Raw genomic sequence first — 25,202 nt, 5'->3', positions numbered from 1 at the left:
GATCAGCACGCCGTGCGCGAGCACAGGCGGCGCGGAAGGCGTCGGCCATGAAGCCGCTCGCCTGTCGGCGCAAATACGGGATGCACGTGTTCAACCGGCGCCGCTGTCGTCAGCCGGAGCTACTTGCGCACCTGCTCGGTGGGGTCGTCGTCGGAGTGCTGACGGCATCGGCGCTGCCGACGCCGGCGCTTGCGCAAACCGTGGTCGGCGCGGGGACCACCGCGACGGGTCTGGTCGAAGGCGCGGGCCAGTCGCTGACCGTCGAAGGCACGGCAAACAGCACGACGCTGTCCAGTGGCGGGACGCTGACCGTGTCGTCCGGGGGCACGGCGAACGGCACGATCATCCAGCCCAATGGCATCCAGAACGTCAGTTCAGGCGGTGTCGCGTCCAGCACGCAAGACAGCTATCAACAGTTCATTTTCAACGGCGGCCTGGCGGTCGGCACCGTCGTCTCGAATGGACAGAACACCGTGCTGTCGGGTGGCGTCGCCAGCAGCACGGTGCTCTGGTCCGGCAGCAGCGAACAGATCGTTTCCGGCGGTACGACCTACGGTACGACGATCCACCAGAACAGCGACCAGATCGTGTCGTCAGGCGGTCTCGCGAGCGGCACGATTATCAGCAGCGGCGGGATTCAGACCGTGTTCGCCGATGCGACCGCGAGCGGCACGACGGTCAGTAGCGGCGGCACGCTGACGGTCAGCGCCGGCGGTATCGCGACCGGCATCGTGCAGACGAGCGGCGGCGCATTCCACGGCGATACGCTCGCTGGTTCGGTGAGCGGCACGAATGTGGCAGGCACGTTTTCGATCAGTGGGGGAGTCGCCTCCGGCGTGCTGCTCGAAAACGGCGGGCTGCTGACCGTGTCGTCCGGCGGAACGGCCGATGGTTCGATCCTGCGAGTCGGCGGCAGCCAGAACGTGCTGTCGGGTGGCGTGGCGAGCAACACCTTCGATGCTTCGCAGCAGTTCGTTTCGTCGGGCGGCATTGCGTACGGCACGGTCGTGTCCAATGGCCTCGAGGCTGTGCTGTCCGGCGGCCTCACGAGCGGCGCGATCGTCGAGAGCTACGGGCTCGAGGCGGTGTCGTCGGGCGGCATGACGTCTTCCACGACGCTCAGCACGGGCGGCAGCGAGGTCGTTTCTTCGGGCGGCGTGGCCAACGGAACGGTGGTCAGCAGCGGCGGCACGCAGACCGTGTCGGCGGGCGGGCTCGCGAGCGGCACCGCGGTGACTAGCAACGGCAACGAAATAATTTCATCGGGCGGGATCGCGCTGGCCACGACCGTCAGCAGTTCGGGGCTGCTGCAGGTGAACGCGGGTGGCACGGCACTCGGCGTGACGCAGACGAGCGGCTCGCAGCTGCAAACCAACACGCTCGTGAGCGCGGTGAGCGGCACGAACGCGCTCGGCGCGTTTTCAATTTCCGGTGGTGTCGCGTCGGACGTGCTCGTCGAGTTCGGCGGACGGTTGACGGTGTCGTCGGGGGGGCTCGCGAACGGTACGGTCATCCGCGCGTATGGCGAGCAGGACATCGTGTCGGGCGGCGTCGCGAGCAATACGCTCGACGGTGCGCAGCAGGTGATTTCGTCGGGCGGCGTGGCGTACGGCACGGTGGTCTCGAACGGTACGGATCAGGTGCTGTCCGGTGGTCTTGCAATCGGCTCGATCGTCGAGGGATCGGGTCTCGAAGTCGTTTCGTCGGGAGGGATCGCGTCGGCTGCGACGGTGTCTGGCGGCGCGCTGCAGATGGTGAGCGGGGGCGGCCTGGCGGTCGGCACGGTGGTGAGTAGCGGGGGCGCGTTGACGGTGTCCTCGGGTGGTGTGGCGAGCGGAGCGGTGCTGTCCAGCGGTGGCGTGGAGAATCTGTGGGGCACGGGCTGGAGCGAGACGATTGCGCACGGTGGCATGCAGATCCTCGATGCGGGCAGTGTGGACACCGGAGCAGTACTCGTCGGTGGCACACAACTCGTTTCCTCGGGCGGCGTTGCGTCGAACACGACGGTCGATAGCGGTGGTGTGCAGAGCGTATCGGCGGGCGCTCAGGCGAACGGCGCGACGGTAAATAACGGCGGTGTTCAGAACGTGTTTGCCGGAGGCACGGTCAGCGGCACGGTGGTGAACAGCGGCGGTGTCGAGAATCTGTCGGGCACGGGCCAGGGCGGGACGATTTCCGGCGGCGGCACGCAGAGTATCAACGCCGGTGGGGTGGACAGCGGTGCAGTCCTCGCGGGCGGCACGCAGCTTGTTTCATCGGGCGGTGTTGCATCGAACACGACCGTCGACAGCGGCGGTGTGCAGAGCGTATCGACGGGCGCTCACGCGAACGGCACGACGGTGAATGGTGGCGGTGTTCAGAACGTGTCTGCCGGAGGCATCGTCAGCGGCACGGTGGTGAATAGCGGTGGCGTCGAGAATCTGTCGGGCACGGGCCGAGGCGAGACGATTGCGGGCGGCGGCACGCAGATCATCAACGCGGGCGGCGTGGACAGCGGAGCGCTGCTCGCGGGTGGCTCGCAACTCGTTTCATCGGGCGGCATCGCGTCGAACACGATGGTCGATAGTGGCGGGGCGCAGAACGTATCGGCGGGCGCTCAGGCTAACAGCACGACCGTGAATGGCGGCGGTGTGCAGAGCGTGTCCGCCGGAGGCACGGTCAGCGGTACGGTGGTGAACAGCGGCGGCGTCGAGAATCTGTCGGGCACAGGCCAGGGCGAGACGATCGCGGGCGGCGGCACGCAGATCATCGACGCGGGCGGTGTCGACAGCGGTGCAGTACTTGCGGGCGGCACGCAATTCGTTTCATCCGGCGGCACCGCATCGAGCACGACCGTCGACAGCGGCGGCACACAAAACATCGGCGCGGGCGGACTGGCAAGCGGGACGGTAGTGAGCGGCGGCGGTACCCAGCAGGTCGCATCGGGCGGCACGGTGCTGGACACGACGGTGGACGGCGGCGCACAGACGATCGAGGCGGGCGGTCTCGCATCGGGAACGACCGTCAACAGCAGCGGCGTGCAGACGGTCAACTCAGGTGGCATCGCGAGCGGCACCACGGTCAACGCCGGCGGCACCCAGGCCGTATATGGCGGCGGCGTGACAAGCAGCACGACGATCAACAGCGGCGGCACGCAGAGCGTCAATTCCGGCGCGCTCGCGAGCGGGACCGTCGTGGGCGGCGGCGGTATTCAACTGGTGGCCTCGGGCGGCACGACGCAGGCGACGATCGTACAGAACGGCAGCGTGCAGGAGGTCGCATCGGGTGGTGTCGCGTCGGGCACCGAGGTGGCGGGCGGCGGCATACAGACGGTATCGGCGGGCGGCTTCGCGAGTGGCACGCAGATCGCGAGCGGCGGGATGGAGAGCCTGTCGGGCACCGGTCAAAGCGAGACGATCTCGGGCGGTGGCACGCAGGTCATCGATGCGGGCGGCGTGGACAGCGGTGCAGTCCTCGCGGGCGGCACGCAGCTTGTTTCATCGGGCGGTGTTGCATCGAACACGACCGTCGACAGCGGTGGCATGCAGGCGGTCAGCGCGGGAGGCATTGCGAGCGGCACCGCGGTCAACGCTGGTGGGACGCAAGCGGTGTACGGCGGCGGCGTGACGACCAGCACGACGATCAACAGCGGCGGCACGCAGAGCGTCAATTCCGGCGCGCTTGCGAACGGGACCGTCATAGGTGCCGGTGGCATCCAGCGGGTGGCGTCGGGTGGCACGACACAGGCGACGACAGTACAGAGCGGCAGCGTGCAGGACATCGCATCGGGTGGCGTGGCGTCGAACACCCAGGTGATGGGCGGCGGCACGCAGACGGTATCCGCTGGCGGCTTTGCGAGCGGCACGCAGATCGCGAGCGGCGGTGTAGAGAACCTGTCGGGCACCGGTCGAAGCGAAACGGTTTCGGGTGGCGGTACGCAGGTCATCTACGCGGGTGGCGTGGACAGTGGAGCGTTACTCGCGGGCGGCTCGCAACTCGTTTCATCCGGTGGCATCGCATCGAACACGACGGTCGACAGCGACGGTTCGCAGACCGTGCTATCGGGTGGCGTGGCCGGCGCGTCGACCGTGAACAGCGGCGGCGTGCAAACGATCGGCTCGGGCGGCGTATCGAACGACACCCTGGTCAACAACGGCGGAACGCAGGTGCTGTACGGCGGCAGCATCGCCCGCGGCACGACAGTGACGAGCGGTGGCACGCAGAGCATCAACTCGGGTGCGCTCGCGAGCGGCGCGCTATTGAGTGGCGGCGGTATTCAATGGGTCGCAGCGGGCGGCGCCGCGCTCGCGACAACAGTCGAGAGCGAAGGTCTGCAGTCGATCGCATCGGGCGGTCTTGCGTCGGGCACGGTCGTTAGCGGTGGGGGCCTGCAATCGATCCTCGCAGGCGGCGTGGCTTCGGCTACCTCGTTGCTCAGCGGCGGGACCCAGGGCATTGCATCGGGCGGTATCGCGGTGGCCACGCAGATCCGCAGCGGCGGCATTCAGTCGATTGCGTCGGGCGGCGCCGCGAGCAATGCGTCGGTGGCGAGCGGCGGCACCCAGGTCGTTCAGGGCGGGGGCATCACGGTGCGTGCCGTGCTCAGCGGCGGCGCACAGATTCTTTCGTCGGGCGGCACGTCGATCTTCACCACGATCAGCAGCGGCGGATCGCAGACCGTGCAGTCGGGCGGCGTCGCGAGCGCCACGACGGTCAGCAGCGGCGGCTTGCAGACGGTGGTCAATGGTGGCGTGGTGACCGGGACCGTGGTGATTTCGGGCGGCATCGTGCGGGTGAACGGCACCGCCAGCGGGGCGACGAGCATCGGCAGCCTCAGCGAGGTGCAGATCGGCGACGGCGGCACGAGCGGCAGCCTGACGGGCAACGTGATGAACAATGGCACGCTGGTCTTCAAGCGAACCGATGACGTCGCGTACGGCAACGCGATCGTCGGCGGCGGCACGCTGGTGCAAACCGGCACAGGCACGCTGACGTTGAACGGCGACAGCAGCCGGTTCTCGGGCTCGACCGTGGTCAGCGCGGGCAAGCTCGCGGTGGGCGACGCGGCGAATCCGGGTGCGGCGCTGGGCGGCAACGTGCAGGTCGCGTCGGCGGGTACGCTGCTGGGGCACGGCACCGTCGACGGCGCGGTGACCAACAGCGGCACGGTGCAGCCAGGTGGCTCGATCGGCACGCTGACGGTAGCGGGCAACTACACGCAGACCACGCAGGCAGGGCTGACCATCGAGGTCAATCCGACGTCGGCGTCGAAGCTCGCGGTAGCGGGAACGGCAAGTCTGAACGGCGGACTCGCGATCCTGTACGACCCGGGCACGTATACGCACAAGGTCTACGAAATCGTCTCGGCGCAAGCGGTCAACGGTACATTCGACGAAGTGACGTCGAGCGGTGCCGGCGCGGCCGGCGTGCGGCAGAGCGTGGTGTACGGACCCACGACGGTGGATCTGCTGGTCGACGACGCAGCCGCCGCCGTTGCGCCGCAGATCGTCGCGCCGCTCGATACCAGCGTGCTGACGGCGCTCGGCACGGCGCTGCCGCTTGCCTCGGAAGCGGCGCTCGCGCAGTTGCTGCGCCACGACGCGCAGGGCTGCGACCGCACGGCCGATGCATCGGTCTGCGCGCCGGCCAGCGGTTCGCTGTGGGCGACGACCCGCGTCGACCGGCTCAGGGTCAACGGCGATGGCGTACCCGGTTTCGGCGCGCAGCAGTTTCTCTTCCTGGCTGGCTACGATCGACGCATCGGTACGTCGTCGACGATGGGCGTCTCGCTGGGCTACGGTCACAGCGAGGTGGCCGAGGACAGCACCGGCGATACCGCGCGTGCCGACACGCTGCGCGCTTCGCTGTACGGCAGCCATGCTCTTGGACCGGCGGTGCTGTCGGCGGCACTCTCGTATGCGTACGACGATCTGCATACGCGGCGTCCATTCGGCGCGGTCGGCACGGCGAACGGCGCGTCGGGTGGCAACGAACTGGCTGGCGCGATTCAGGCGGCCATGCCGCTGCCGCTCGGCGGTCTGACGTTGACGCCGCGGCTCGGCCTGATGGTGGCGTATTTCCACGGTCAGGCGTTCGACGAAACCGGCGCGAACGGCCAGAACCTGACGGTGGGCGCGCAAACGGTGCGCAGTCTGCAGCCGTACGTGGGATTGTCGATCGCGAAGACATTCGCCGTGGGCGTACGTCCGCTCACGTTGCAGGCGGACTTCGGCTATGCGCACGAACTGCTGCGCACCGCGCGCAGCGTGACGGTCGGCGCGCAGGACGGGACCGCGTTCGATGCACCCGGTGCAGCCTTGCCGCGCGCGCATCTGAGCGCAGGCGTGCGGGTCGAAGCAAACGTGGCCAGGAATCTGTCGGTGGGGCTGAGCTACACCGGCTGGTTCGGACGCTCGGGCGCTTCGCAGCAAGGCGTCGACATGACCTTGCGTTACGCGTTCTAGCTAGCCAGTCACCTTGCGCGCCGGCAGGCGGCCGACCGCGGCAAGCGGCGCGCCCCGCTCGTGTTGCTGGGCGACTGGCGACACGGGCTGCCCGGCCGGTATTTCGCGTGCGGTTTGCGCGGCGCTGCCGAATCCCGGAATGCGCCGCAGCGTGTCCTTCACCTGCGCGGGTGTAATCAGCCGCGAGCATTCGAACTGGCGCGGCGTATCTTTGTGGCGCGGACACCAGAAAAAATCGTGATGGTCGAAGCGATGCCGCACATCGTTCCAGCAGCTGTTGCAGGTGTGATAGTTGATGACCCGGAACGGCGTCGCGAACTCGTTGGTTTCGTGCGTGAAACCGCTGATGACCACCGTCGGCGTGCCAGCAGCCCACGCCAGCCACGCGAGTCCGCTCGACAAACCGATGAAGAAGCTCGCGTGACGCAGCCAGCGCGCGCGTTCCTGCAGCGGGCGGTCGCCGGTTTCGTCTTCGGCGCCGTGCGGGATGTGATTCCAGATCAGCCCGAAACCGTGCGTCGCTTTCTGGTCGATGCAGATCACGCGGTAGCCGTGCTGCTTCACGAACGCGATGGTCTCGCGCCATCCGGTCGGATGATTCCAGTACTTGCACTGCGTCGAGCTCTGCACCGAAATCACGACATAAGGCTCGTCGATCGGCGGACTGTCGTCGGCCAGCGACAACGCGGGCGGTTCCTCCGCCGGGTCCACGCCGAGAATATAGCCGGCGGTGCGATGCAGGCCGACGTAGCGGAAATCGCAGGGTTGCAGGATGTGCTCTTCGTCGTCGAAGAACAGGCCGATGCTGTAGGTCGCGTAGTAGCGCTGGGCCTTGACCGCCTCGTGCGTGACGAACTCGATGTGCGGATAGGTCTTCGCGAAAAGCGGGATGATCTTGTCGGACATCGCGCAGACGAGCTTGCAGCCATGCTTGCGCTGGAACTTGACCGCATACGGAAACCAGCCGATCAGATCGCCGAGCGTGCCGACCGGAAACTGGATCAGCACGGACTGGCGCGTGGCGTCGTAGACATGGCGCCAGAACGGCTGAGCGTCGAGCGGCTGGCTGCGCTTCCAGACCTCGATCGAAAAGCGGATGTGGTACTTCTTCGTGCTCGCCACCACGCCTGCGATCAGCTCGGTCTGGAACAGGATGTTGCCGGTATCGACGTCGCGCAGACAGACGCGCCAGTCGCCTTCGGGCAAGACCACACGGCAGCCGTCGTTGAAATCGAAGCGGATGCCTTCAGGACCGGCCTGCGTCGGAATCGGCGCCGGCGCGGGAAAGGCGGGCTTCGGCGATCCGGACGAGGTGGCTTCGGAGCGTGGCATCACGGCGGACGCCGGACCGGGAATAGCGGACGAAACGGAAGAAGCGGGCGAAACGGACGAACCGGTCATGGCGGGTATCCAGCGAAGACAGAGGGCGGTGAGCGGAGATCCGCGGCGCGGTCTCCATTCATGGTCAATGGCTGGATTAACGGCAGAACGGCCGCAAAGATTTAGCGCACTTCCTCGCGTTCAGGCGCGCAGCCACATGAAGTTGCCCGACACGATGCCTTCGAACATCTCGTCCGACGACGCGACGATGTTGGTTTGCCAGTAGCGACCGTGTTCCGCATAGTGCGCGAACAGCTCGGCCAGATAGTCGCCGGTCAGATCGTCGGTGAGCGGCACGTGCACGAGCAGCACGATGCTGCCGGTGTCCGCGTCGAGACACAGCTGTGCCTGATCCTGCGCATAGATCAGCAGGTTGGCTTCGAGCATCAGCTTGAACACGACGAGCGTGCGCCCGGGCGTGATCGCGCCGTAATGGAAATTGACGTAGAGCGAACCCGGGTCGTTTTCGTAGTTTTCGAGGCGAACGTCGAACCCTTCGATTTCGAGCGTTCTCGTTTCGAGCACGTAATCGGCGTCCGGCAGGTCGACGACCTCGCACACCTCGCGCACCAGTTCCTCGTATCGTTCCCGGCTCATGATAGGACTGATTGAAAGACAGGATGGGAATGGTTACGGGACCGGATACCACCGCCTGCTTTCCGGTCCCGCAACCCGCACATGCAGCCTGGCTGTACGCCGGGTCTTACTGACCCTTCGCGGCGTCGGCGATATTCTTCGCGCCGTTGTTGCCGACGGAGGCGAGAGCCGCCGTCATCTGCTGCTGCATGTTGATCTGCATGCTCGCCATCGTCATCGAGTTGTTTTCGTTGGCCATGTTCTGCATCTGGCCGACCATGTCCGCGTTGCTGGAAGACGCTGCATTCGCGCCGCTCGTTGCGATCGAAGTACCGCTCATGGTAGTTCTCCAAAAAGTTGATTAAGCCAAACATGCTGCAAGGGTTGAAGAAAGGTACTGCTACTGCTGGTTTCCGAAGCGCGACCGCGCTTCGCAATCTCACACCATTACGCCGCGTTCGCTGTGACGTTCGTGAAGCGTGAGGACGATGCGCCGCGCGGCGATCATGCCGCGGTACAGCTTCTGCAACTCGGTGCGCTCGTGGTCGTTCGTCACGCCCTGGGTCGCCGAACTGATGCGCCGGGCGGTCTCGTCGAATGCGTTGGCGATCCGCGCGACGCGCTGCTGGCTGTCCGGCGCGTTGAGCGTCGCGTCGAGCGAATTGAGGTCCTGCGCGATAGGGAGCAATGCGTCGTACATGTTCATGTTCATCCTCTTGGGGTTCAGTCGGTTTCCTTGCCGGTGCCGGTCGTGTCCAGCAGATGCTTCGTGCCGTCCGGCGTTTCGATGTAGTGCAGGTTGCCGACCGACACGACGGCGGCATACTTGATCGATGGCACCGGCGTGCGCGTTTCCTTCACGTCGACGTCCAGTCGTTTCACGTTGCTGTCCAGGTCCGGTTTGACGTTGGCGAGCAACTGCTGAAACTTCTTCATCGAGGACACGGTGCCGCTGATGCGGAACACGCCGTAGCCCTTGTATTCGACCCGCGCGCCGATGTCGCCGAGCGACTCCTGGATGTTGTCGACGGCCTGCTGCGCGACGTCGTACTCGCGCAACGTGCGGTTTTTCGCGAGGTCGTCCATGATCCGGCGCGCTGCTTCGCTTTCGTCGCCGCTCGCGACCATGCCGCTCACCACGACCTTGTTGCCGCGCGGGCCGGCGGTCAGATCCGCGAGCCCCGCACGATGCAGCGCTTCCGTGACCTGCTTCGACAGCGCGGTCGAATCGAACTGCACCATCGCCGCTTCGGTCGACTGCGAACCCGCCAGCATCACACCGGTCGCCAGCACCCCGAAGACGAGCGCGGTACACACCAGCGCGAAGCCGGCCGTGCGCATCGCCTTGCGGCGCGACTCGGGGGGGATGGCTGCTTGCGCGTGTGTGGCCCCGGACATTTCCGTGACCGCACCGGCGACCGCCGCTTCAGCGTCGAGCGCCGTTTCGTCATCCGCTTCCGGGACGGGTTGAGCCGGCTCGGCCGTCTTCCACAAGCCGGCGAGCAGATCCAGGTCGCGCGGCCAGTCGGCATCGTCCGGGCCTACGCAGAACACCACGTCGCCGTACGGGACCGCGACGAAGTCCGCGAGCAGCACTTCTTCCGCACCGCCGAGCCGCAGCCGCGTTACGCCTTCCTCGCCGAGCGTGACCTCGAGCGTCTCGACCTGCCAGTCGCTGAGGCAGATGTCCGCGTCGGCTTGCGCGCCCAGACGATAGGTGCCGGCGGTCAAGCGAATTTGCGCGCCGGCGTGGGTGCCGGTTAGTACTCTCAGCGCTTTCATGCTCGTGGGTCCCGTTAGCCTTGTCGGTCCGGGCCGGCTGCTGGTGTGCCGCCTCACCCGGATTTCGATGACTTCAGTTTATGAGCCTGTGCCTGGCGCGGTGGGCGCGACGCGAACTTCCGGCGGATTTTCCGAACCGGTTTGTGCTCCGTGCGACGTGACCAGCGTCGGCATCGCGGCTTTCGCGGCCATCAGGAAGTCGCGCACGGACAGAATGCTTTGCTGGTCGACGTCGTAGTCGACGTCGAATTGCTGGCGCGTCCTGGTCAGATCCGCCGAATGGTTCAGGATGCCGACCGTCGCCGATGCCTTCGCCTGAGCGTTCTGCGGCGCATTCGGCTGGCTCGCGCGACTGTTCTGGTTGAACGTCGCGCTCGAGATGTGCGCCTGCATCCGCGATGCACTGCGCCGCAGCGCGGCGGGCGAGGTCGCGGACAGCATCAGCAGCGGCGCGAGCGCGCAGCCGTTCTCGATCTGCGATACGAGGCGCAGCGTGACCTTCGCGAAGGTCTGCAGCAGCACGCGGCCCATTTCGTCCGGCGTCGCATCCTTCAGTTTCGTGCCGAGCGCCTGGAAGTTCTCCGGCACCTTGACCGCCACGCCGACCTTGCGGCTCGAGATCGCGAACTTCGCGCCGCCGCCGTTTTCGCCGCCGTCGCGCGACTGGCGCTTCTGCTGTTGTTGCTGTTGCTGCGGCTGGCCGTCGTCGTTTTGCGGCTGCCGGCGTTGCTCGCCGTGTTGCTGTTGTTGCTGCTGCGGCGAGTCGCCGTCTTTGCGCGGGTCCCTGCCGGACTGCTGCTGCTGTTGTTGCCGGTCGCGTTCCTTTTCTTTTTCCTTCTCGCGTTCTTTCTCGCGCTCGCGCGGCTGCTGCTGATCGTGCGGCCGCTCGCGCTCGACGCGGTCCTTGTCGTGTTCCTTTTCGTGCTCCGGTGTGCGGACATCCGTTTCCTTGTCCTTCCCGCGCAGGTGCGTCTGCTTGCCGTTGGCTTTCGCCGAGCGGTCGGGTCTCGCGCCGAACATCGTCGCAACCTTCTGCGACATCGCGCCGCGTCCGGCCATCGCGTGGTTATGCGCCCACTTCTTGTTGAACAGAAACTTTGCGGCGAGCATGTTGCGCTGCGCTTTCGTGCGCTGCATCTTGATGCGCTGCAGTTTCTGCGACTTCTGGGTTTGCTGCGTGTGGTGCAGCTGCGACGTGTGTTCGCTGAGTTGCGCGATCTGCGCGTGATGCGAAGGGGAGTGGTCGACGCGTTTGGTCATGACGGCACCGCCAGTACGATGATTTCGTTCGCGAAGCGCAGCACGGCGGCGGCGCCCCACGTACCCATGATCAGGACGGTCGCCACGACGGCGACCAGCTTGACCGCATACGAAATGCTCTGGTCCTGCATCGACGTGATCGCCTGGAGGAACGAGATCGCGAGGCCGGACAGCGCGGACACGATCACGACCGGCAACGAGATCGACAGACACAGCAGCAGGCCTTCGGTGGTGATGCGAACCAGCGTATCGGTTTCCATGACACGTCCGTTCAGTGATAGGTCATCACGAGACCGTGCACGAGCGCGGACCAGCCGTTCATCACGACGAACAGCAGCAGCTTGAACGGAATGGCGACGTTGGTCGGCTGCAGCTGGTTCAGCCCCATCGCCATCAGCACGTTGGCGATCACGACGTCGACCACGACGAAGGCGATGTACAGCAGGAAGCCGATCTTGAACGCGTCGGTCATCTCGGTCAGCGTGAAGGCCGGCGCGAGCACGATCAGATCGTCGTCGCGCAGCTTCGCCGCCATCTCCTTCGGCCAGATCGCCGAAGCCGAGCGCACGAAGAAGCGCTTCTCGCGTTCGTGCGCATGGGCTTTCAGGAAGGCGCGGAACGGCTCCTTGCCGGCGTCGAACGCGTCGAGCATCAGCGCGGACGAATCGCCCTGGCGGTGCTGCATGGTCTGCATGTTCTGCATCGCCTGCATGCCGATCGGCGCCATCACGTAGGCGGTGACGAGGATCGCGATGCCGTTGAGCACCATGTTCGGCGGCACCTGCTGGACGCCGAGCGCGTTGCGCAGCAGGCCGAGTACGACGACGATCTTCGCGTACGAGGTCGCGACCATCGCGACGAACGGGATCAGGCTGATCGCGACAACCGCGATCAGCAGCCCGGTGAGGTCGTTAAACTGAACCATGGCTTTGGGACAGCTGCACGAGGCGCACGCCGAGATGATCGCCGACGCTGACAAGCTCGCCGAAGCCGATCGTCTGGCCGTAGGTGACGAGGCGGATGCGCGCGTCCGGCAGCGCGGTCGGCAGTTCGAGCACGTAGCCCGCGCGCAGCGCGGACAGCTGGGCGACCGGCAGCGACACGGTATCGATTTCCAGCTTCAGCGGCAGGTCGAGATGATCGATCTCGACGAGCGCGTCGCGGGAGTCGCTCAAGGGAGTGTTGAAGCTCGTGTCGTGGCTCATGGTGGGGTTCCCGGTCAAGGTAAGGGTGTCGTGGGCGACGTCGGCCATCGCGTATAGCTGCCGGGTGCCGTGATGGCCCCAGACGACAGGCAGCTTCACCGACTCGGTTTCTTTCTGGATAAATGCGCGCAGGCCTTCGGGCAATGCGCGCAGGATCACGTCGCCGGGCCGCAGCGAATCGAGCGTCGTGAGGCTGATCGATTTTTCGCCGAGCAGGATCCGGCCGCGCACCTCGATTTCGCTGATGTGCGTCGCGAACGGCATCCGCTGCTGCGCGACGAGCGTTTCGAACGCTTCGAGCCAGCCGTCGTCGATCCGCTCGATGACGGCGTCGTAGCGTGTGTCACTGAGCACGAACGACACGGCGCAGCATTCGGCCGCTTGCTCGTTCAGCGTGCCGGCGCGTTCGACACCGGTCACTTCGACGCCGTCCATCCCGAGCTGCACGAGCGCGTCGAGCAGCGGCGCGAGCAGCAGCGTCGCGACCGACGCGCGCAGCCCGGCTTCCTGTTGCGGGTCGGACGCATCGGGCGTGTCCGATGGGTTCACCTGCACCACGCTGTCGAGCCCGGGCAGTTGCGCGACGTCGATCAGCACGGACGCGTTCTGCAGGCCCCAGCGCAGACCCAGCCGCGCGCTGCGCGACGCGTCGAGCGGATTGCGCGTACCCGCGCTCCAGCCGGCGACGCCGAGTGTATGGGCGAGCACCGCGCCGAACCGCTCGTCGACCGCGAGCCGCTGCTGACGCGCCGTGCTGCGCGCGACGACCGGCAGCAACGCGACGTCGAGTGCGACGGGCGCGCGGCTGGCCGTCGACGTGGCTGAGGCGGCGTCCGGAGCGGTAGCGGCAAGCTGCGAAGCGGTATGTTCCATAGTGTTCTTGTGGTCCGGCGGTGCTTACGTGACGGTGATGTCGATCCTTCGCCGGTTATCGCGGTGAAGGCCCGGCAGTGTTTCGAGCTGGTCCTTCAATGCATCGGCATGGCGCAAGATTAATTGCTGGGAAGCCGTGTCCGTGGTGGAGAAGCGAAGCGTCAGGTCGAAATGCGAAAGCATCAGACTCAACTGGCAGCCGGGCAGCAGTGCGGGATCGAGCGGCACGGTGATGTGCCATGGGCTGCACGAAAACACGACCGGATTCGCGCAGAAATCCGCGACGCTCGACACGATCGAGTCGATCAGCGGATTGGGTTGTTGCTTGTTGTCCAGCGCGCCGATGGCTTGCGCGTTCGATGCGGCTTCGACGCGGGCGTAGGCGGGTTGAGCTTGAGGTTGGAGCTGGGGTTGCGGCTGCGTCTGTGCCTGTGGCTGTGGCTGCATTTGCGGTTGAGCCGTTTGCTGATGGAGCATCGCGAAGACCGGCGCGCGGGGTTGCGAGCTGGACGGTTGGCCTTGCCCACCTGACCGGTCGCCCGACATGTCCGAAGTATTCGCACCGGGCGACCCCAACGACCCGGCACGGGCCATCATGCCGGCCCCCGCCCGCGATGGCGCTGCGGCGAACGCGCCGCTCTGCGGACCCGGCTGGGTCGATGCGGAAGGCGGCGTGCGCATTGTCAGCGTGGCGGCGACCGGTGTCGGCGTGCGCGCACGCGAGCCTTCGTCGCGGTTCGCGTCGTCCTGCGGTTGCTGGCCGTGGCGTTGCCCTGATTCCTGTTCGCCAACCCGCGGCGACAGCATGGCCGCCGCGGCATCGGCATCGGCGTTGCCGCAGGCGAAGGGAGACGGGGTGCCCGCGCTGACTCCAGGCATCGGCGAACGCATCGCCGGATGCTGCTGCGCCTCCTGTTGCGAGCCTGCCGCGTCGCCGTCCGGCTTCGGTTCCTGAGCAGACACGGCGGCCTCGGCCTCTGCTTCCGCTTCCTCCAGCGCCGCGCGATGCGCGTTGAACAGCGCGGCCTGGCGGCGCAACTGCGGCGTGTCGGCGTGCGCGGGCGGCTGGTCCGGCGCGGGGCCGGCGATCACGTGTGCGCGATGGGTGCCTGACGTATGCATGGTGGCGCGCCCGGGACTAGACCATCAGCCGGCCGACCGGCTGCAGATCGATGTGGCTGCCCAGTTCCTGGTACGAATACACCGGCAGCCAGCCAAGCCGCGATTCGATCATCCGCTTCACATAGCGGCGAATGTCCATCGACGCGATCACCGCCAGCGGCCCGCGCGGCGATTCGCCGACCAGCGCGACCAGGTTGTCGATCAGATGACCGATCTCGTCGGGCGGCAGCGCGAGGAAGTTGCCGGTCGGCGTCTGCTTGATCGATGCGCGGATCTGCTGCTCGACCTGCACGTCGACGAGCACCGCGGGCAGATCGCGCGGACCGCCGGTCGCGCGGTACGCGATCATCTTGCCGAGGTCGACGCGGATGTACTCGGTCAGCATCAGCATGTCCTTTTCCTTCGGTCCCCACGTGATCAGGCTTTCGGTAATGCCGCGGATATTGCGGATCGGCACCTGTTCCTCGAGCAGCCGGCGCAGCACGTCCGCCATCTTCTGCAGCGGCAGCGCCTTCTGCACTTCGGCGACGAGGCCCGGGTAATCGGTTTCGAGCTGGTCGAGCATCCATTGCGTTTCCTGGATGCCGAGGAACTGGTGCGCATGCGTGCGCAGCAGCGAGATGGTGTGCCGCGCGATCGCCATCTCGACCTTGAGAGCCGTCGTTTCGGCGGCATCTTCCGCGTTTTCCACCGGATTCGCCGGGTTTGCCGGATTCGTCGTCGCCAGCAGCGGCGCCGCGGCGCCCTCCGCGACGCTCGTGCGCGCATGCGGTACGTCGAAGATCACCACTTCGTAGGTTTCTTCCGGCAGCGTCTCGTCGGTCCACATCATGATGCCGGGGAAGGGCAGGCCGACCTCGGCCTGGAGCTTCGCGCGCTCGGTGTCGAACGCCTTGTCGAGCGCGTCGCCCGCGATGCGCCCGCTCAGATCCTTCGACATCCGCACGCCGATCGGGCAGGTGAACTGCGGCGGACGCGGCAGGATCGTCGGCGCCTCGCCCTTCGCGCCCGCGCGTTGCAGCGACACGACCGGCTTGCCGGAGCCGCGCTTGTGGCTGCCCTTCTTGTTCAGACGGTAACCGACGAAGCCGAGCATCGCGGACAGCAGCAGGAACAGCGCCGCCGGAAAGCCCGGGACCGCGGCGAAACCGAGCAGCATCAGCGCGGCGAGATACAGCGCACGTGAGTTGCCACCGAACTGGGCGGTGATGTCGTCGCCGAGCGAACGGTCCTCGTCGTCGTTGTCGTCGCCGACGCGGGTAATCAGCACGCCCGCCGCCACCGAGATCAGCAGCGACGGAATCTGCGACACCATCGCGTCGCCGATCGACAGCACCGAGAAGCGGTTCGCCGCATCGCCGGCCGTCATCCCGTGATAGGCGACGCCGACCGCGATACCCGCGACGATGTTGATCATCGTGATCATCAGGCCCGCGATCGCATCGCCCTTGACGAACTTCATCGCGCCGTCCATGCCGCCGTGCAGCTGGCTTTCCATCGCGAGCTTCGCGCGCTTCTTGCGCGCTTCGTCGGCGGTCAGGATGTTGGCGCGCAGATCCGCGTCGATACTCATCTGCTTGCCGGGCATCGCGTCGAGCGTGAAGCGCGCGCCGACTTCCGCGACCCGCTCCGAGCCCTTCGCGATCACGATGAACTGCACCACCGCGATGATCATGAACACCACGAGGCCGACCACGAGGTTGCCGCCCACGACCAGCTCGCCGAAACTCTCGATGATGTCGCCGGCATCCGCGTGCAGCAGGATCGACTTGGTCGACGCGATGTTCAGCGACAGCCGGAACAGCGTGGTGAACAGCAGCATCGACGGAAACGACGACAGCGACGTGATGCTGCCCACGTACAGCGTGACCATCAGCAGCGTCACGCTGATCGCGATGTTGCAGGACAGCAGGATGTCGATCACGATGGTCGGCAGCGGCAGGATCATCAGCGAGATGACTGCCACCAGCAGCACCGCGAGGCCAGCTTCGCCGAACCCTGGGATCTTGAAGTTCTTGAACATGGGGACTACTCCGTGATGGCGGTTTTAGCGCCGAGGCCGGTGACCCAGCGAAGAATCGCTGCGACCACCTCGTACAACTCTTCTGGAATCGGCTGGTTTTCTGCAACCTTGTGCAGCATCCGCGCGACCGGCGGATTAGCGACGATCGGAATGCCGAGGTGCGCCGCCTGACGGCGCAGTAGCAAGGCTTCGCTGTCGACGCCCTTGGCGATCACGACCGGCAGCGGGAATTCGCTCGGGTCGTAGCGCAGCGCGACCGCGTAGTGAACCGGGTTGACGACCACGACGTTTGCGCGCTTCAGCCCCTTGCCCGGGGCTTCGCTCGCGAATTCGCGAGCGAGCTTCTTGCGCTCGCCTTTCACTTCCTGGTCGCCATCGTTTTCCTTGTGTTCGCGCTTGACCTCGTCCTTGCTCATCTTCTGTTTCTTGACGAACTGCATCTTCTGCAGCTTGTAGTCGACCGCGGCGATCACGACGAATACGCCGAGCGCGGTCGCGAGCACCTTCTGCACCACCGACCACAGCACGTGGATCAGCTGCGGCAGCGGCTGGTCGAGCGCGCTCGCGACGACCGGCATCACCGCGACGATCGTCGTCTTCATCACCGCGACGATCAGCACCCCCTTGACGGTCATCTTCGCGAGATCGATCAGCGAGTTCATCGAGAAGATCTTCTGCAGGCCCGACGACGGGTTGACCGCGTTGAACTTCGGGGCGATCGCTTCGAACGAGACCATCAGGCCGACCTGCGGCGCGAGCGCGACGATCGCGGCGAGCAGCGCGACGACCGCGACGCCGCAGAGCATGCCGAGCGCGTGGCCCGTCATGTCGGCGAGCGTGACGTAGAGATCGTCCATCGAGCGTGGTCCGCTCATGAAATCCAGAGAACTTTTGACGACCGCGTGCAGCGAGTCGGTGAAGAAACGCTCGCCCGACTGCAGCACGAGCAGCATGCTCCCGAGGCACGCGACTTCGACGATGTCGGTGCTCTTCGCGACCTCGCCTTTTTCGCGGGCCTTGCGAAGTTTCTGTTCTGAGGGCTCTTCGGTCTTGTCGTCGCTCATCTCTCGCTCATCTTTGTTGCGCGCGTCAGCGGCGTCCTGTCGGGGCGGCAGCCGGACTTCTCCGCCGTATAGACACGGTATCCGTTTGCCCAGGTGCGCCGACCGTCCGATGCGAAGACCCGGCGGCGCGTGCGAAGCGACGCGGCGGCCTGGGGCCATCGGGCGGCTGCTGCGTGGCTATTGGGTGTGGCCATCCGAGGGGCCGTTGAAAGACCCTGTAAGGCCCGCCGGCCCGGTCGCTTCGTAAATCGGTGTGCGACTTCGTACCGGATGCGGGTCGCGAATTCGCCGCCGCGTACTCTTTCGATGAAGCCCGGCCAGGAATGCCGGGCGGGTAACGCCTTCCGCCAATCTTGGATTTCCTGGGGAAAAGGAATGGATGATCAGAGGGAACACGCGAAATGCGCACCGGCGGTGCTCGGGTGCCTCGTCGATCTGGTCGGCGCGGCATTTGCCGCGAGCGACGGGGTGGCGACAAAAGTCGACGTGGACGACATCGAACAACTCGTGGACGTGCTGCATGCACTGCGCCCCACGTGTGCGGATTTCGAATTTTTTGACGGCTGGCTGTATATGTTGCGCAAGGACTGGGCCGAAGCGGAGGCGGTGTACCGTCGTCTGATCGAGCGCTCGGTCTGCGTGCCCGCGAGCCACGGCATGCTGCTGCAATGCGTCCGCGCAAGACAGACGTTCGGCTGGCAGCACGATGCGAGAAAACTGGTCGAGGAATACGGCGACCACGAAGTGGGGCGTCTTGCACGCACCTTCCTCGCGAACGACGACCTGCAGCACGCTTACGAGACCGCGCGCCGCACGGGTACCTTCGTCGCGCCGGAATCGGCCCGCGAACTCGAGGAGGGCACGGCGCCGTCGGAGACGCGCAGCAGCGCCCCACGTTCGCTGACGAGCGACGACCTGATGATGTCGATGCAGTACATCCGCATCTAGCGGACGCAGCCGACGCAGCCAACGCTACGGCAACTGAATTTCACGGGAGAGCCGCCATGGACCTGGGAATGATTTCGCACCTTTCGCAGATGAACCTGGTGCCGCAGAGCGCGGGCGTCGAGCCCACCGCCACGCCGCAGCAGGCGGACCGCTTCCAGGAGCTGATGACGCAAGGCGCACCGACGCCGCCGGTGGAGAGCGTGCCGGAGCATCCCGATCACAACATCGTCACGCGGGCGGTGTCCGAGCAGGCGGATTACTACCGCCAGGTGCCGAACGACGTGATGTACCTCACGCAGCACATGAGTTCGATGTCGATACAGAATGTCGCGGCAGCCAACATGACGGTCCAGCTGGAGGTCGCGAGCCTTAACGCCGATCTGCAGGTGAAGATGGCCGCCGTCCAATCGTCGAAAGACGCCGTTCAGACCTTGATGAAGAACCAATAACATGAGCCCTCTCACACGTCATGTCGTCCGCGGCGGCAAACTGGTTGCCTGCGTCGCGCTGGTGTTCGCGCTGACCGCATGCCAGAAGGAACTGTACGGGCAGCTGAGCGAGCGCGACTGTAACGAGATGGTCGCGGCACTGGTGCAGTACGGTGTCGATGCGCAGAAGAGCACGCCCGATGGCGGCAAGACCTGGTCGGTCAGCGTCGACGAGAAGCAACTCGTGCACGCGATGGAAATCCTGCGCTCGCGCGGCATTCCGTCGAAGAAATACGACGACCTCGGGGCGCTGTTCAAGAAGGACGGCCTCGTATCGACGCCGACCGAAGAGCGCGTGCGCTTCATCTACGGCCTGTCGCAGGAACTGAGCGACACGCTGTCGAAGATCGACGGCGTGGTCGATGCGCGCGTGCAGATCGTGCTGCCGAACAACGATCCGCTGGCCGAATCGGCAAAGCCTTCGTCGGCGGCGGTGTTCATCAAGTACCGCCCGGACGCGAACGTCGAGGCGCTGACGCCGGCGATCAAGAACCTCGTCGTGCACAGCATCGAAGGGTTGACCTACGACCAGGTCAGCGTGACCTCGGTGCCGGCCGATCCGCTGAACCTGCCGGTGGTGGCATCGCAGCCTGGCGGCACGCTGGCCTGGGTCGCGCTCGGGCTCGGCGTGTTCCTGATCGCGCTCGCCGGTGTGTTCTTCCGCTGGCGCGACGAGATCATCACGCTGACCCAGGGCAAGCTGTCCGGGCTCGCGAAGCGAGGACCCAAAGCATCGAAAGCATCGAAACCGTCGAAGGCTGCTGCCTGAGCCTCGACTTCCGGGTGGCCAGGGCTTAGGGCCAGGGGAATCACATGAGCGACGCTCAGGCCATCGACGGCGGTGAATTCGCCGACGACTTCAGCGCTGCGTTCGACGAAGCGGCGCAATACGTACCTGATGCCGGGGCGGCGCAGCCGGCCCTGGTTGATGAATCGCGTGGTGAGCAGGACAGTGAGCCGGACAGTGCGGACGCTTCCGGTCCGTTCGCCGGTCTCGCCCACACGCTGGCGGCGAACGTCGCCGACTATCACCAGCATCGCCGGACCCTGTTCGACTGGATGCATCCCGTCCGCGTCGCCGCGCTGCCGTATGCGTCGCTGCTGCCCGCGGCGAGCGGCCCGCGCGGCGCGCGGGTCGCCGAGGCCTTTCTCGCGAGCGTCGGTGTCGCATCCGCCGGACTGCCGGCTTTCGGCGACGACAGCGCGATGCTCATCCGCTTGCCGGTGCCCGACTGCCTGAGCGTGTTCCGGATGCGCGCGCTGGTCGAGCACGTCTACGAACTGCGTCTGTGGATCGACCGGCCGCGCCGCGCGCTGCTCGACGAATGGCTCGGCCCGCACCTGACGCGGATGCTGCTCGCGCAGCGCGGCAGCCTCACGGCGGGTCGGGAGCTCGACGGCGATACGTCCGCCGATGCGCTCGCCTGGCGGGGCTTCCGGATGTTCGAGCGCGACTGCGGCTGGGACGCGCGTCACCCGATGACGCTGCTGCGGTTCGCATTGCCGGACGAGATTGCGCCTGCGCGCCTCGCCGCGGCGACCGGTCGTGCGAAAGTGAGTAATGCCAGCCGGACGCTGGTTTCTCAACTGCCTGATTTATTCCCGACACGATCATGGTGATCTGGCTACGCAATCCGGACGCGCACGGCGAGGGCATTGGCCTGAACGACGACATCGTCCGGGCAGAGGATCTGGCGACGCTGGTCGAGATCGATTCGGCTTATGCCGATCTGAACCGGCGCTGCGAAGCGCTGCTCGACGACGCGCGTAAGCAGGCGCAGGCAATTGTCGACGCGGCCCAGGCCGAAGCCGATGAACTGATCATGCAGGCGCAGGTGAACTACACCGGCGCGACGCACATGGGTTACGAAGCGGGCTGGGAACAGGCGCTCGTCGACTGGCACGAACGCAGCCTGCAGATGCTGGCCGAAGGGCCGTCGATCGGCGAGCGGCAACGCGACCGGCTCGCGCAACTCGTCGCGCTCGCGGTCGAGCAGATCGTCTCGACTGCCGATCCGGCCGCGCTGTTCCGCCAGGCCGCGAAAACCATCGACCGCATCGTCGCCGACGGCAGCCCCGTGAAGGTCTGCGTGCATCCGGACGATTTCGCCGCGGCTGCCGCGGCGTTCGACGCGGTCGCGCGCGAATGGCGCGAGACGGGGCGCTCGGTGAGCATGCAGATCAGCACCGATGCGCGGCGCGAACGCGGCAGCTGCGTCTGCGAAACGGACCTCGGCGCGGTCGATGCGAGCCTGCCGCAGCAGCTTGCGGCAATCCGCACGGCATTGACCCGCGCGATCGAGAGCTTGCCCGCGGACGAATTCGACGCCGAACCGCAGGCTGAAACCGAAACGACCTACGCCGGCTCCGACGACGCACAGGCGCAGGCCGAAGCCGACGACGCGGACCAGTACTCCGACGCGGAGTCCGCATCGCAGGACTTCGACAGACCCGCTGGACACGACGCAGCGACGCTCGAGCCGGATCTTGCAGCGGATCTCGAAGAGCAGGACTTCTTCGCGGATGCCGCGGCCAGCGTCGAGCATGCGCACGAAGCCCCGCACCAAACGCTGCATGAAACCCATGATCCCGACGCCGAATTCGCGGCGGCCGAACCGGATCTCGCCTGACGATGCCGTGCCGCCCCGTTTCTCCGAGGACCCTCGCACCATGACGACTTTCGACACTGCCGCCCGATCCGTTCCGCCCCGCGACGACGATCGCTTCGACTTCATGGCAGACGCGATCGAGCGCGAGCTGCGTGCCCGCGCCCGGCCGACGCCGGCCGGCAAGGTCCAGGAGGTGATCGGTACGCTGCTTAAAGTGAGCGGCCTCGACGCGACGCTCGGCGAACTGTGCGAGCTGCGCTCGCCGCAAGGCGAACTGCTGCAGAGCGCCGAAGTGGTCGGCTTCTCGCGCGACATCGCGCTGCTGTCGCCGTTCGGGCGGCTCGGCAGCATCTCGCGTGAAACGCGCGTCATCGGCCTGAAGCGGCCGCTTGCGTTGCGCATCGGCGACGGGCTGCTCGGCCGCGTGATCGACAGCCTCGGTCAACCGATCGACGGCAAGGGCGAACTCGTCGACTGCCCCGAATTCCAGGCCGTGTACGCCGATCCGCCGACGCCGATGAGCCGTCCCGTGATCGACCGGCCGATGCAGACGGGCGTACGCGCCGTCGACGGCATGATGACGCTCGCCGAGGGGCAGCGGATGGGCATCTTCGCGCCGGCCGGCGCCGGCAAGAGCACGCTGATGGGCATGTTCGCGCGTGGCGCGCAGTGCGACATCAACGTGATCGCGCTGATCGGCGAACGCGGCCGCGAAGTGCGCGAATTCGTCGAACACATTCTCGGCCCCGAAGGGATGGCGCGCTCGGTGGTGGTCTGCGCGACGTCCGACCGCTCGTCGATCGAGCGCGCGAAGGCCGCGTATGCCGCGACCGCGGTGGCCGAATACTTTCGCGACCGCGGGCTGCGCGTGCTGCTGATGATGGATTCGCTGACGCGCTTCGCGCGTGCGCAGCGCGAGATCGGCCTCGCGATGGGTGAGCCGCCGACGCGGCGCGGTTTTCCGCCGTCGATCTTCGCGGAGTTGCCGCGTCTGCTCGAACGCGCGGGGCTCGGCGTGCAAGGCTCGATCACCGCGCTCTACACCGTGCTCGCCGAGGATGAATCGGGCGGCGATCCGATCGCGGAAGAAGTGCGCGGGATTCTCGACGGCCACATGATCCTGTCGCGCGAAATCGCCGCACAGAACCGCTATCCCGCGATCGACGTGCTCGGCAGCCTGTCGCGCGTGATGACCCAGGTGGTGCCACGCGAGCACGTCGCGGCGGCCGGGCATATCCGCCGGCTGATGGCGAAGCACAAGGAAGTGGAATTGCTGCTGCAGGTCGGCGAATACCAGAGCGGTACCGATCCACTCGCCGACGAGGCGATCAACAAGATCGACATCATTCGCCAGTTCCTCGGTCAGGAGACCGACCAGCTCGTCGACATGAACATCACCGTCGATCTGCTGCAGCAGATCGCGGCGGCGTGACGACAGGAGCACACCGATGAAGGATCGCCGGGTCGTTTCTCTCGAACGGGTGCTGTCGCGGCGCAAGACGCTCGACCGCAAGCTGAACGATGCGCTGCTCGCGCTGCGCGGCGAGCGCGAAGCGCTTGAGCAGGCGGTCGCCGAAAGCCAGAGTGCAGCCGATCGCCAGGCCGAGGCCCTCGCCGAGCAGGACCGCAAGGTCGACGAGATGATCGGCGGCGCGTTTCGTCCCGATGAGTTCCTGCGGCTGCGCGAGCATCAGGTCGACATGGCCGGTCGCCACACGATGATGCTGCAGGACGTTGCGCGCGCCGAGGCGCAGGTAGCGGGCAAGCAGGCCGAGATCGATCAGGGGCGCGCGCGGATCGTGCAGAACCGCGCGCGGATCGATATCTACGGCAAGCGGCGCGACACGCTGTGCAAGGCCATCGAAATGGCGCTCGAAGATGCGCAGGACGAGGAAGCCTCGGAAAACCGGCGGCCCGGGCCACGGGCTTTCTGATTGTTCCCGCTTGTTCCTGATTGTTCCCGATTGATTCGCCGGCCCGGCCGGCTTCGCTGGAAACGAAACCACGATGAGCAGCACCAGCTATAACGCAATCGAACTCAGCCACCAGATGGTCGGCTACATGATGATGCTCGCGCTGTGCAGCGAGCGTCTGATGGTGCTGATGATCGTCTTTCCGCCGACCAGCGACAACGTGATCCAGGGCCGCCTGCGCACCGCGCTGGCGCTGCTGTGGGGTAGCTTCGTCGCGTACGGGCAGCACGGGCTGCTCGACCAGAAGACGCCGCTCTTTCTGATCGGCGTGGGGCTGAAGGAAGCGTTGATCGGCGTCGGCCTGGGCTTCGCGGCGTCGACCGTGTTCTGGGCTGCGGAAAGCGTCGGCACCTACGTCGACGACCTGACCGGCTTCAACAACATCCAGATGCAGAACCCGAGCCAGGGCCAGCAGACCTCGCTGATCGCGACGCTGCTCAGCCAGTTTGCGATCGCCGCGTTCTGGTTGCTGGGCGGCATGATGTCGCTGCTCGCCGCGGTCTACCAGTCGTACCAGTGGTGGCCGCTCGACAACCTGATGCCGGTGGGCGGTCAGATTATCGAGGCGTTCGTGATGCACAAGACCGATTCGCTGATGGAGATGGTCGCCAAGCTTGCGACGCCGATGATGCTGTTGCTGCTGCTGATCGACATTGGCTTCGGCTTTACCGGCAAGGTGTCGTCGAAGCTGAACCTGAGCAGCCTCGGACAACCGGTCAAGGGCGCGCTCACAGTGCTGATGCTGGCGCTGCTCACGAGCGTCTTCATCGAAGAGGTACGTGGCCAGCTATCGCTCAGCAACATTTCCGCCGAGGCGCGCGCGATCGCGCACGGTAATTGAACACAACATGACGGCATGATTTTTTGGGGAGTCTGACTTGCGTAACCTACGGGGGTAGTGATGGATGCACTGAACGGGATGACCGATGACAGAAACGGCGGCAAGGATCGCTGGCAAGGTGGCGTAACGAGCGAGAAGGGCGAACTGCTCAGAGGTATGCTGGATCTGTTGTGGGCCGGCGCGCAGCTCGACCGGCTCGGCGACCTGCACGATCTGCTCGACGCGCTCGTCGTGCTGCGGCCGGGCACCGACGCCGATCGCGTCGTGCTCGCGTGGTGGCACGTGCGTGCGCGCGCGTGGAGCGACGCGCTGCGCGAGTTGCGTCGCACCGAACGTTACGGTGAACTGTCGTCGCTCGGCACGGCGCTGACGGCGACGTGCCTGTACGCGCTGAAGGATCCCGCGTGGCGCACCTATGCGTACGCGGCCGCGTATCAATCGGACAATGCGCTTGCGACGCGGACCGCGCTCGCGTTGCTGGCGGCGCCCGGGATCGAGCCGTTCGATGGAGATCTGGGGGAGCGGGAGGCGAGGGCGGTGCCGGTTTGAAGTTGTTCGGGGTGGTTCAGAAGGAGCCGGTAATCCGGCTCCTTTCCTTTTTGGGCATCGGGCAAA

22 protein-coding genes are annotated in these 25,202 nt (G+C 66.1%); 10 read left to right on the top strand and 12 right to left on the bottom strand.

What is annotated here, in order from left to right; translation table 11 throughout:
* Positions 1-47: 47 nt before the first annotated feature.
* Positions 48-6,443 (top strand): AIDA repeat-containing protein, encoded by a 6,396-nt coding sequence (locus ACREXZ_RS04500; protein ID WP_431762828.1) that lies wholly within the window; start codon positions 48-50, stop codon positions 6,441-6,443.
* On the opposite strand, the gene ACREXZ_RS04495 is transcribed toward ACREXZ_RS04500, so the two are convergent.
* The 12 genes from ACREXZ_RS04495 to sctU all read right to left on the bottom strand — a co-directional run bounded on the left by ACREXZ_RS04495 (position 6,444) and on the right by sctU (position 17,728).
* Positions 6,444-7,844, bottom strand: coding sequence for an autotransporter strand-loop-strand O-heptosyltransferase (locus ACREXZ_RS04495; RefSeq protein ID WP_431762827.1), 1,401 nt, complete (start codon positions 7,842-7,844; stop codon positions 6,444-6,446).
* A gap of 120 nt (positions 7,845-7,964) precedes the next feature.
* Positions 7,965-8,420, bottom strand: coding sequence for a CesT family type III secretion system chaperone (locus tag ACREXZ_RS04490; RefSeq protein ID WP_431762826.1), 456 nt, complete (start codon positions 8,418-8,420; stop codon positions 7,965-7,967).
* Between the two features lie 106 nt (positions 8,421-8,526).
* Positions 8,527-8,739, bottom strand: a complete 213-nt coding sequence (locus ACREXZ_RS04485) for a hypothetical protein (RefSeq protein ID WP_431762825.1) — start codon at positions 8,737-8,739, stop codon at positions 8,527-8,529.
* Positions 8,740-8,838: 99 nt separating this feature from the next.
* A complete protein-coding gene (locus ACREXZ_RS04480; protein ID WP_431762824.1) occupies positions 8,839-9,105 on the bottom strand; it encodes a type III secretion system protein in 267 nt (88 codons plus the stop codon).
* Between the two features lie 17 nt (positions 9,106-9,122).
* Positions 9,123-10,181: an HrpD5 family protein gene (hrpD5, locus tag ACREXZ_RS04475; RefSeq protein ID WP_431762823.1), complete on the bottom strand. Its 1,059-nt coding sequence runs from the start codon at positions 10,179-10,181 to the stop codon at positions 9,123-9,125.
* Between the two features lie 78 nt (positions 10,182-10,259).
* A complete protein-coding gene (locus tag ACREXZ_RS04470) occupies positions 10,260-11,441 on the bottom strand; it encodes a hypothetical protein (RefSeq protein WP_431762822.1) in 1,182 nt (393 codons plus the stop codon).
* Positions 11,438-11,701: a type III secretion system export apparatus subunit SctS gene (gene sctS / locus ACREXZ_RS04465; protein WP_431762821.1), complete on the bottom strand. Its 264-nt coding sequence runs from the start codon at positions 11,699-11,701 to the stop codon at positions 11,438-11,440. Before sctS ends, ACREXZ_RS04470 begins: the two co-directional genes overlap by 4 nt.
* 11 nt (positions 11,702-11,712) lie before the next feature.
* On the bottom strand, positions 11,713-12,366 hold the full coding sequence (gene sctR, locus ACREXZ_RS04460) for a type III secretion system export apparatus subunit SctR (RefSeq protein WP_431762820.1): 654 nt from the start codon (positions 12,364-12,366) through the stop codon (positions 11,713-11,715).
* Entirely contained in the window at positions 12,353-13,519 is a 1,167-nt protein-coding gene (gene sctQ, locus ACREXZ_RS04455; protein ID WP_431762819.1) for a type III secretion system cytoplasmic ring protein SctQ, read from the bottom strand. Before sctQ ends, sctR begins: the two co-directional genes overlap by 14 nt.
* Positions 13,520-13,543: 24 nt before the next feature.
* Positions 13,544-14,641, bottom strand: coding sequence for a type III secretion system protein SctP (gene sctP, locus ACREXZ_RS04450; protein ID WP_431762818.1), 1,098 nt, complete (start codon positions 14,639-14,641; stop codon positions 13,544-13,546).
* Between the two features lie 16 nt (positions 14,642-14,657).
* Complete coding sequence (gene sctV / locus ACREXZ_RS04445) at positions 14,658-16,664, bottom strand: type III secretion system export apparatus subunit SctV (protein ID WP_431762817.1); 2,007 nt, start codon at positions 16,662-16,664, stop codon at positions 14,658-14,660.
* A gap of 5 nt (positions 16,665-16,669) precedes the next feature.
* Positions 16,670-17,728 carry a type III secretion system export apparatus subunit SctU gene (sctU, locus tag ACREXZ_RS04440; RefSeq protein ID WP_431762816.1) on the bottom strand — a complete coding sequence of 353 codons (1,059 nt, stop codon included), beginning with the start codon at positions 17,726-17,728 and terminating at the stop codon, positions 16,670-16,672.
* Between the two features lie 306 nt (positions 17,729-18,034).
* Here sctU and ACREXZ_RS04435 point away from each other — a divergent pair, with 306 nt between their 5' ends.
* From ACREXZ_RS04435 to ACREXZ_RS04395, 9 genes are all read left to right on the top strand, one after another.
* Positions 18,035-18,676 (top strand): HrpB1 family type III secretion system apparatus protein, encoded by a 642-nt coding sequence (locus ACREXZ_RS04435; protein WP_431762815.1) that lies wholly within the window; start codon positions 18,035-18,037, stop codon positions 18,674-18,676.
* A 68-nt stretch (positions 18,677-18,744) separates the two neighbouring features.
* On the top strand, positions 18,745-19,125 hold the full coding sequence (locus tag ACREXZ_RS04430) for a serine kinase (protein ID WP_431762814.1): 381 nt from the start codon (positions 18,745-18,747) through the stop codon (positions 19,123-19,125).
* Position 19,126: 1 nt separating this feature from the next.
* Entirely contained in the window at positions 19,127-19,933 is an 807-nt protein-coding gene (sctJ, locus tag ACREXZ_RS04425) for a type III secretion system inner membrane ring lipoprotein SctJ (protein ID WP_431762813.1), read from the top strand.
* 44 nt (positions 19,934-19,977) lie between these two features.
* Positions 19,978-20,784, top strand: a complete 807-nt coding sequence (locus ACREXZ_RS04420; RefSeq protein WP_431762812.1) for a type III secretion protein HrpB4 — start codon at positions 19,978-19,980, stop codon at positions 20,782-20,784.
* Positions 20,778-21,794, top strand: a complete 1,017-nt coding sequence (gene sctL, locus ACREXZ_RS04415; RefSeq protein ID WP_431762811.1) for a type III secretion system stator protein SctL — start codon at positions 20,778-20,780, stop codon at positions 21,792-21,794. Before ACREXZ_RS04420 ends, sctL begins: the two co-directional genes overlap by 7 nt.
* 40 nt (positions 21,795-21,834) lie before the next feature.
* Positions 21,835-23,205: a type III secretion system ATPase SctN gene (sctN, locus tag ACREXZ_RS04410; RefSeq protein ID WP_431762810.1), complete on the top strand. Its 1,371-nt coding sequence runs from the start codon at positions 21,835-21,837 to the stop codon at positions 23,203-23,205.
* 16 nt (positions 23,206-23,221) lie between these two features.
* Positions 23,222-23,707 carry a type III secretion system protein gene (locus ACREXZ_RS04405; protein WP_431762809.1) on the top strand — a complete coding sequence of 162 codons (486 nt, stop codon included), beginning with the start codon at positions 23,222-23,224 and terminating at the stop codon, positions 23,705-23,707.
* Positions 23,708-23,780: 73 nt separating this feature from the next.
* Complete coding sequence (sctT, locus tag ACREXZ_RS04400; RefSeq protein WP_431762808.1) at positions 23,781-24,587, top strand: type III secretion system export apparatus subunit SctT; 807 nt, start codon at positions 23,781-23,783, stop codon at positions 24,585-24,587.
* 78 nt (positions 24,588-24,665) lie between these two features.
* A complete protein-coding gene (locus tag ACREXZ_RS04395) occupies positions 24,666-25,136 on the top strand; it encodes an HrpB1 family type III secretion system apparatus protein (protein WP_431762807.1) in 471 nt (156 codons plus the stop codon).
* The last annotated feature ends 66 nt before the right edge of the window (positions 25,137-25,202 follow it).

It is taken from the genome of Paraburkholderia sp. (assembly GCF_050742655.1).
Taxonomy (GTDB): domain Bacteria; phylum Pseudomonadota; class Gammaproteobacteria; order Burkholderiales; family Burkholderiaceae; genus Paraburkholderia.
Note: the sequence above shows the minus strand (reverse complement) of the source record. Positions and strands in the feature narration are given on the sequence as shown.

What these genes read in the sequence shown, in the direction of transcription:
- ACREXZ_RS04500 (WP_431762828.1), top strand. Translation starts at nt 48, where the DNA reads ATGAAGCCGCTCGCCTGTCGGCGCAAATACGGGATGCACGTGTTCAAC.
- ACREXZ_RS04495 (WP_431762827.1), bottom strand. Translation starts at nt 7,844, where the DNA reads ATGACCGGTTCGTCCGTTTCGCCCGCTTCTTCCGTTTCGTCCGCTATT.
- ACREXZ_RS04490 (WP_431762826.1), bottom strand. Translation starts at nt 8,420, where the DNA reads ATGAGCCGGGAACGATACGAGGAACTGGTGCGCGAGGTGTGCGAGGTC.
- ACREXZ_RS04485 (WP_431762825.1), bottom strand. Translation starts at nt 8,739, where the DNA reads ATGAGCGGTACTTCGATCGCAACGAGCGGCGCGAATGCAGCGTCTTCC.
- ACREXZ_RS04480 (WP_431762824.1), bottom strand. Translation starts at nt 9,105, where the DNA reads ATGAACATGTACGACGCATTGCTCCCTATCGCGCAGGACCTCAATTCG.
- hrpD5 (WP_431762823.1), bottom strand. Translation starts at nt 10,181, where the DNA reads ATGAAAGCGCTGAGAGTACTAACCGGCACCCACGCCGGCGCGCAAATT.
- ACREXZ_RS04470 (WP_431762822.1), bottom strand. Translation starts at nt 11,441, where the DNA reads ATGACCAAACGCGTCGACCACTCCCCTTCGCATCACGCGCAGATCGCG.
- sctS (WP_431762821.1), bottom strand. Translation starts at nt 11,701, where the DNA reads ATGGAAACCGATACGCTGGTTCGCATCACCACCGAAGGCCTGCTGCTG.
- sctR (WP_431762820.1), bottom strand. Translation starts at nt 12,366, where the DNA reads ATGGTTCAGTTTAACGACCTCACCGGGCTGCTGATCGCGGTTGTCGCG.
- sctQ (WP_431762819.1), bottom strand. Translation starts at nt 13,519, where the DNA reads ATGGAACATACCGCTTCGCAGCTTGCCGCTACCGCTCCGGACGCCGCC.
- sctP (WP_431762818.1), bottom strand. Translation starts at nt 14,641, where the DNA reads ATGCATACGTCAGGCACCCATCGCGCACACGTGATCGCCGGCCCCGCG.
- sctV (WP_431762817.1), bottom strand. Translation starts at nt 16,664, where the DNA reads ATGTTCAAGAACTTCAAGATCCCAGGGTTCGGCGAAGCTGGCCTCGCG.
- sctU (WP_431762816.1), bottom strand. Translation starts at nt 17,728, where the DNA reads ATGAGCGACGACAAGACCGAAGAGCCCTCAGAACAGAAACTTCGCAAG.
- ACREXZ_RS04435 (WP_431762815.1), top strand. Translation starts at nt 18,035, where the DNA reads ATGAAGCCCGGCCAGGAATGCCGGGCGGGTAACGCCTTCCGCCAATCT.
- ACREXZ_RS04430 (WP_431762814.1), top strand. Translation starts at nt 18,745, where the DNA reads ATGATTTCGCACCTTTCGCAGATGAACCTGGTGCCGCAGAGCGCGGGC.
- sctJ (WP_431762813.1), top strand. Translation starts at nt 19,127, where the DNA reads ATGAGCCCTCTCACACGTCATGTCGTCCGCGGCGGCAAACTGGTTGCC.
- ACREXZ_RS04420 (WP_431762812.1), top strand. Translation starts at nt 19,978, where the DNA reads ATGAGCGACGCTCAGGCCATCGACGGCGGTGAATTCGCCGACGACTTC.
- sctL (WP_431762811.1), top strand. Translation starts at nt 20,778, where the DNA reads ATGGTGATCTGGCTACGCAATCCGGACGCGCACGGCGAGGGCATTGGC.
- sctN (WP_431762810.1), top strand. Translation starts at nt 21,835, where the DNA reads ATGACGACTTTCGACACTGCCGCCCGATCCGTTCCGCCCCGCGACGAC.
- ACREXZ_RS04405 (WP_431762809.1), top strand. Translation starts at nt 23,222, where the DNA reads ATGAAGGATCGCCGGGTCGTTTCTCTCGAACGGGTGCTGTCGCGGCGC.
- sctT (WP_431762808.1), top strand. Translation starts at nt 23,781, where the DNA reads ATGAGCAGCACCAGCTATAACGCAATCGAACTCAGCCACCAGATGGTC.
- ACREXZ_RS04395 (WP_431762807.1), top strand. Translation starts at nt 24,666, where the DNA reads ATGACCGATGACAGAAACGGCGGCAAGGATCGCTGGCAAGGTGGCGTA.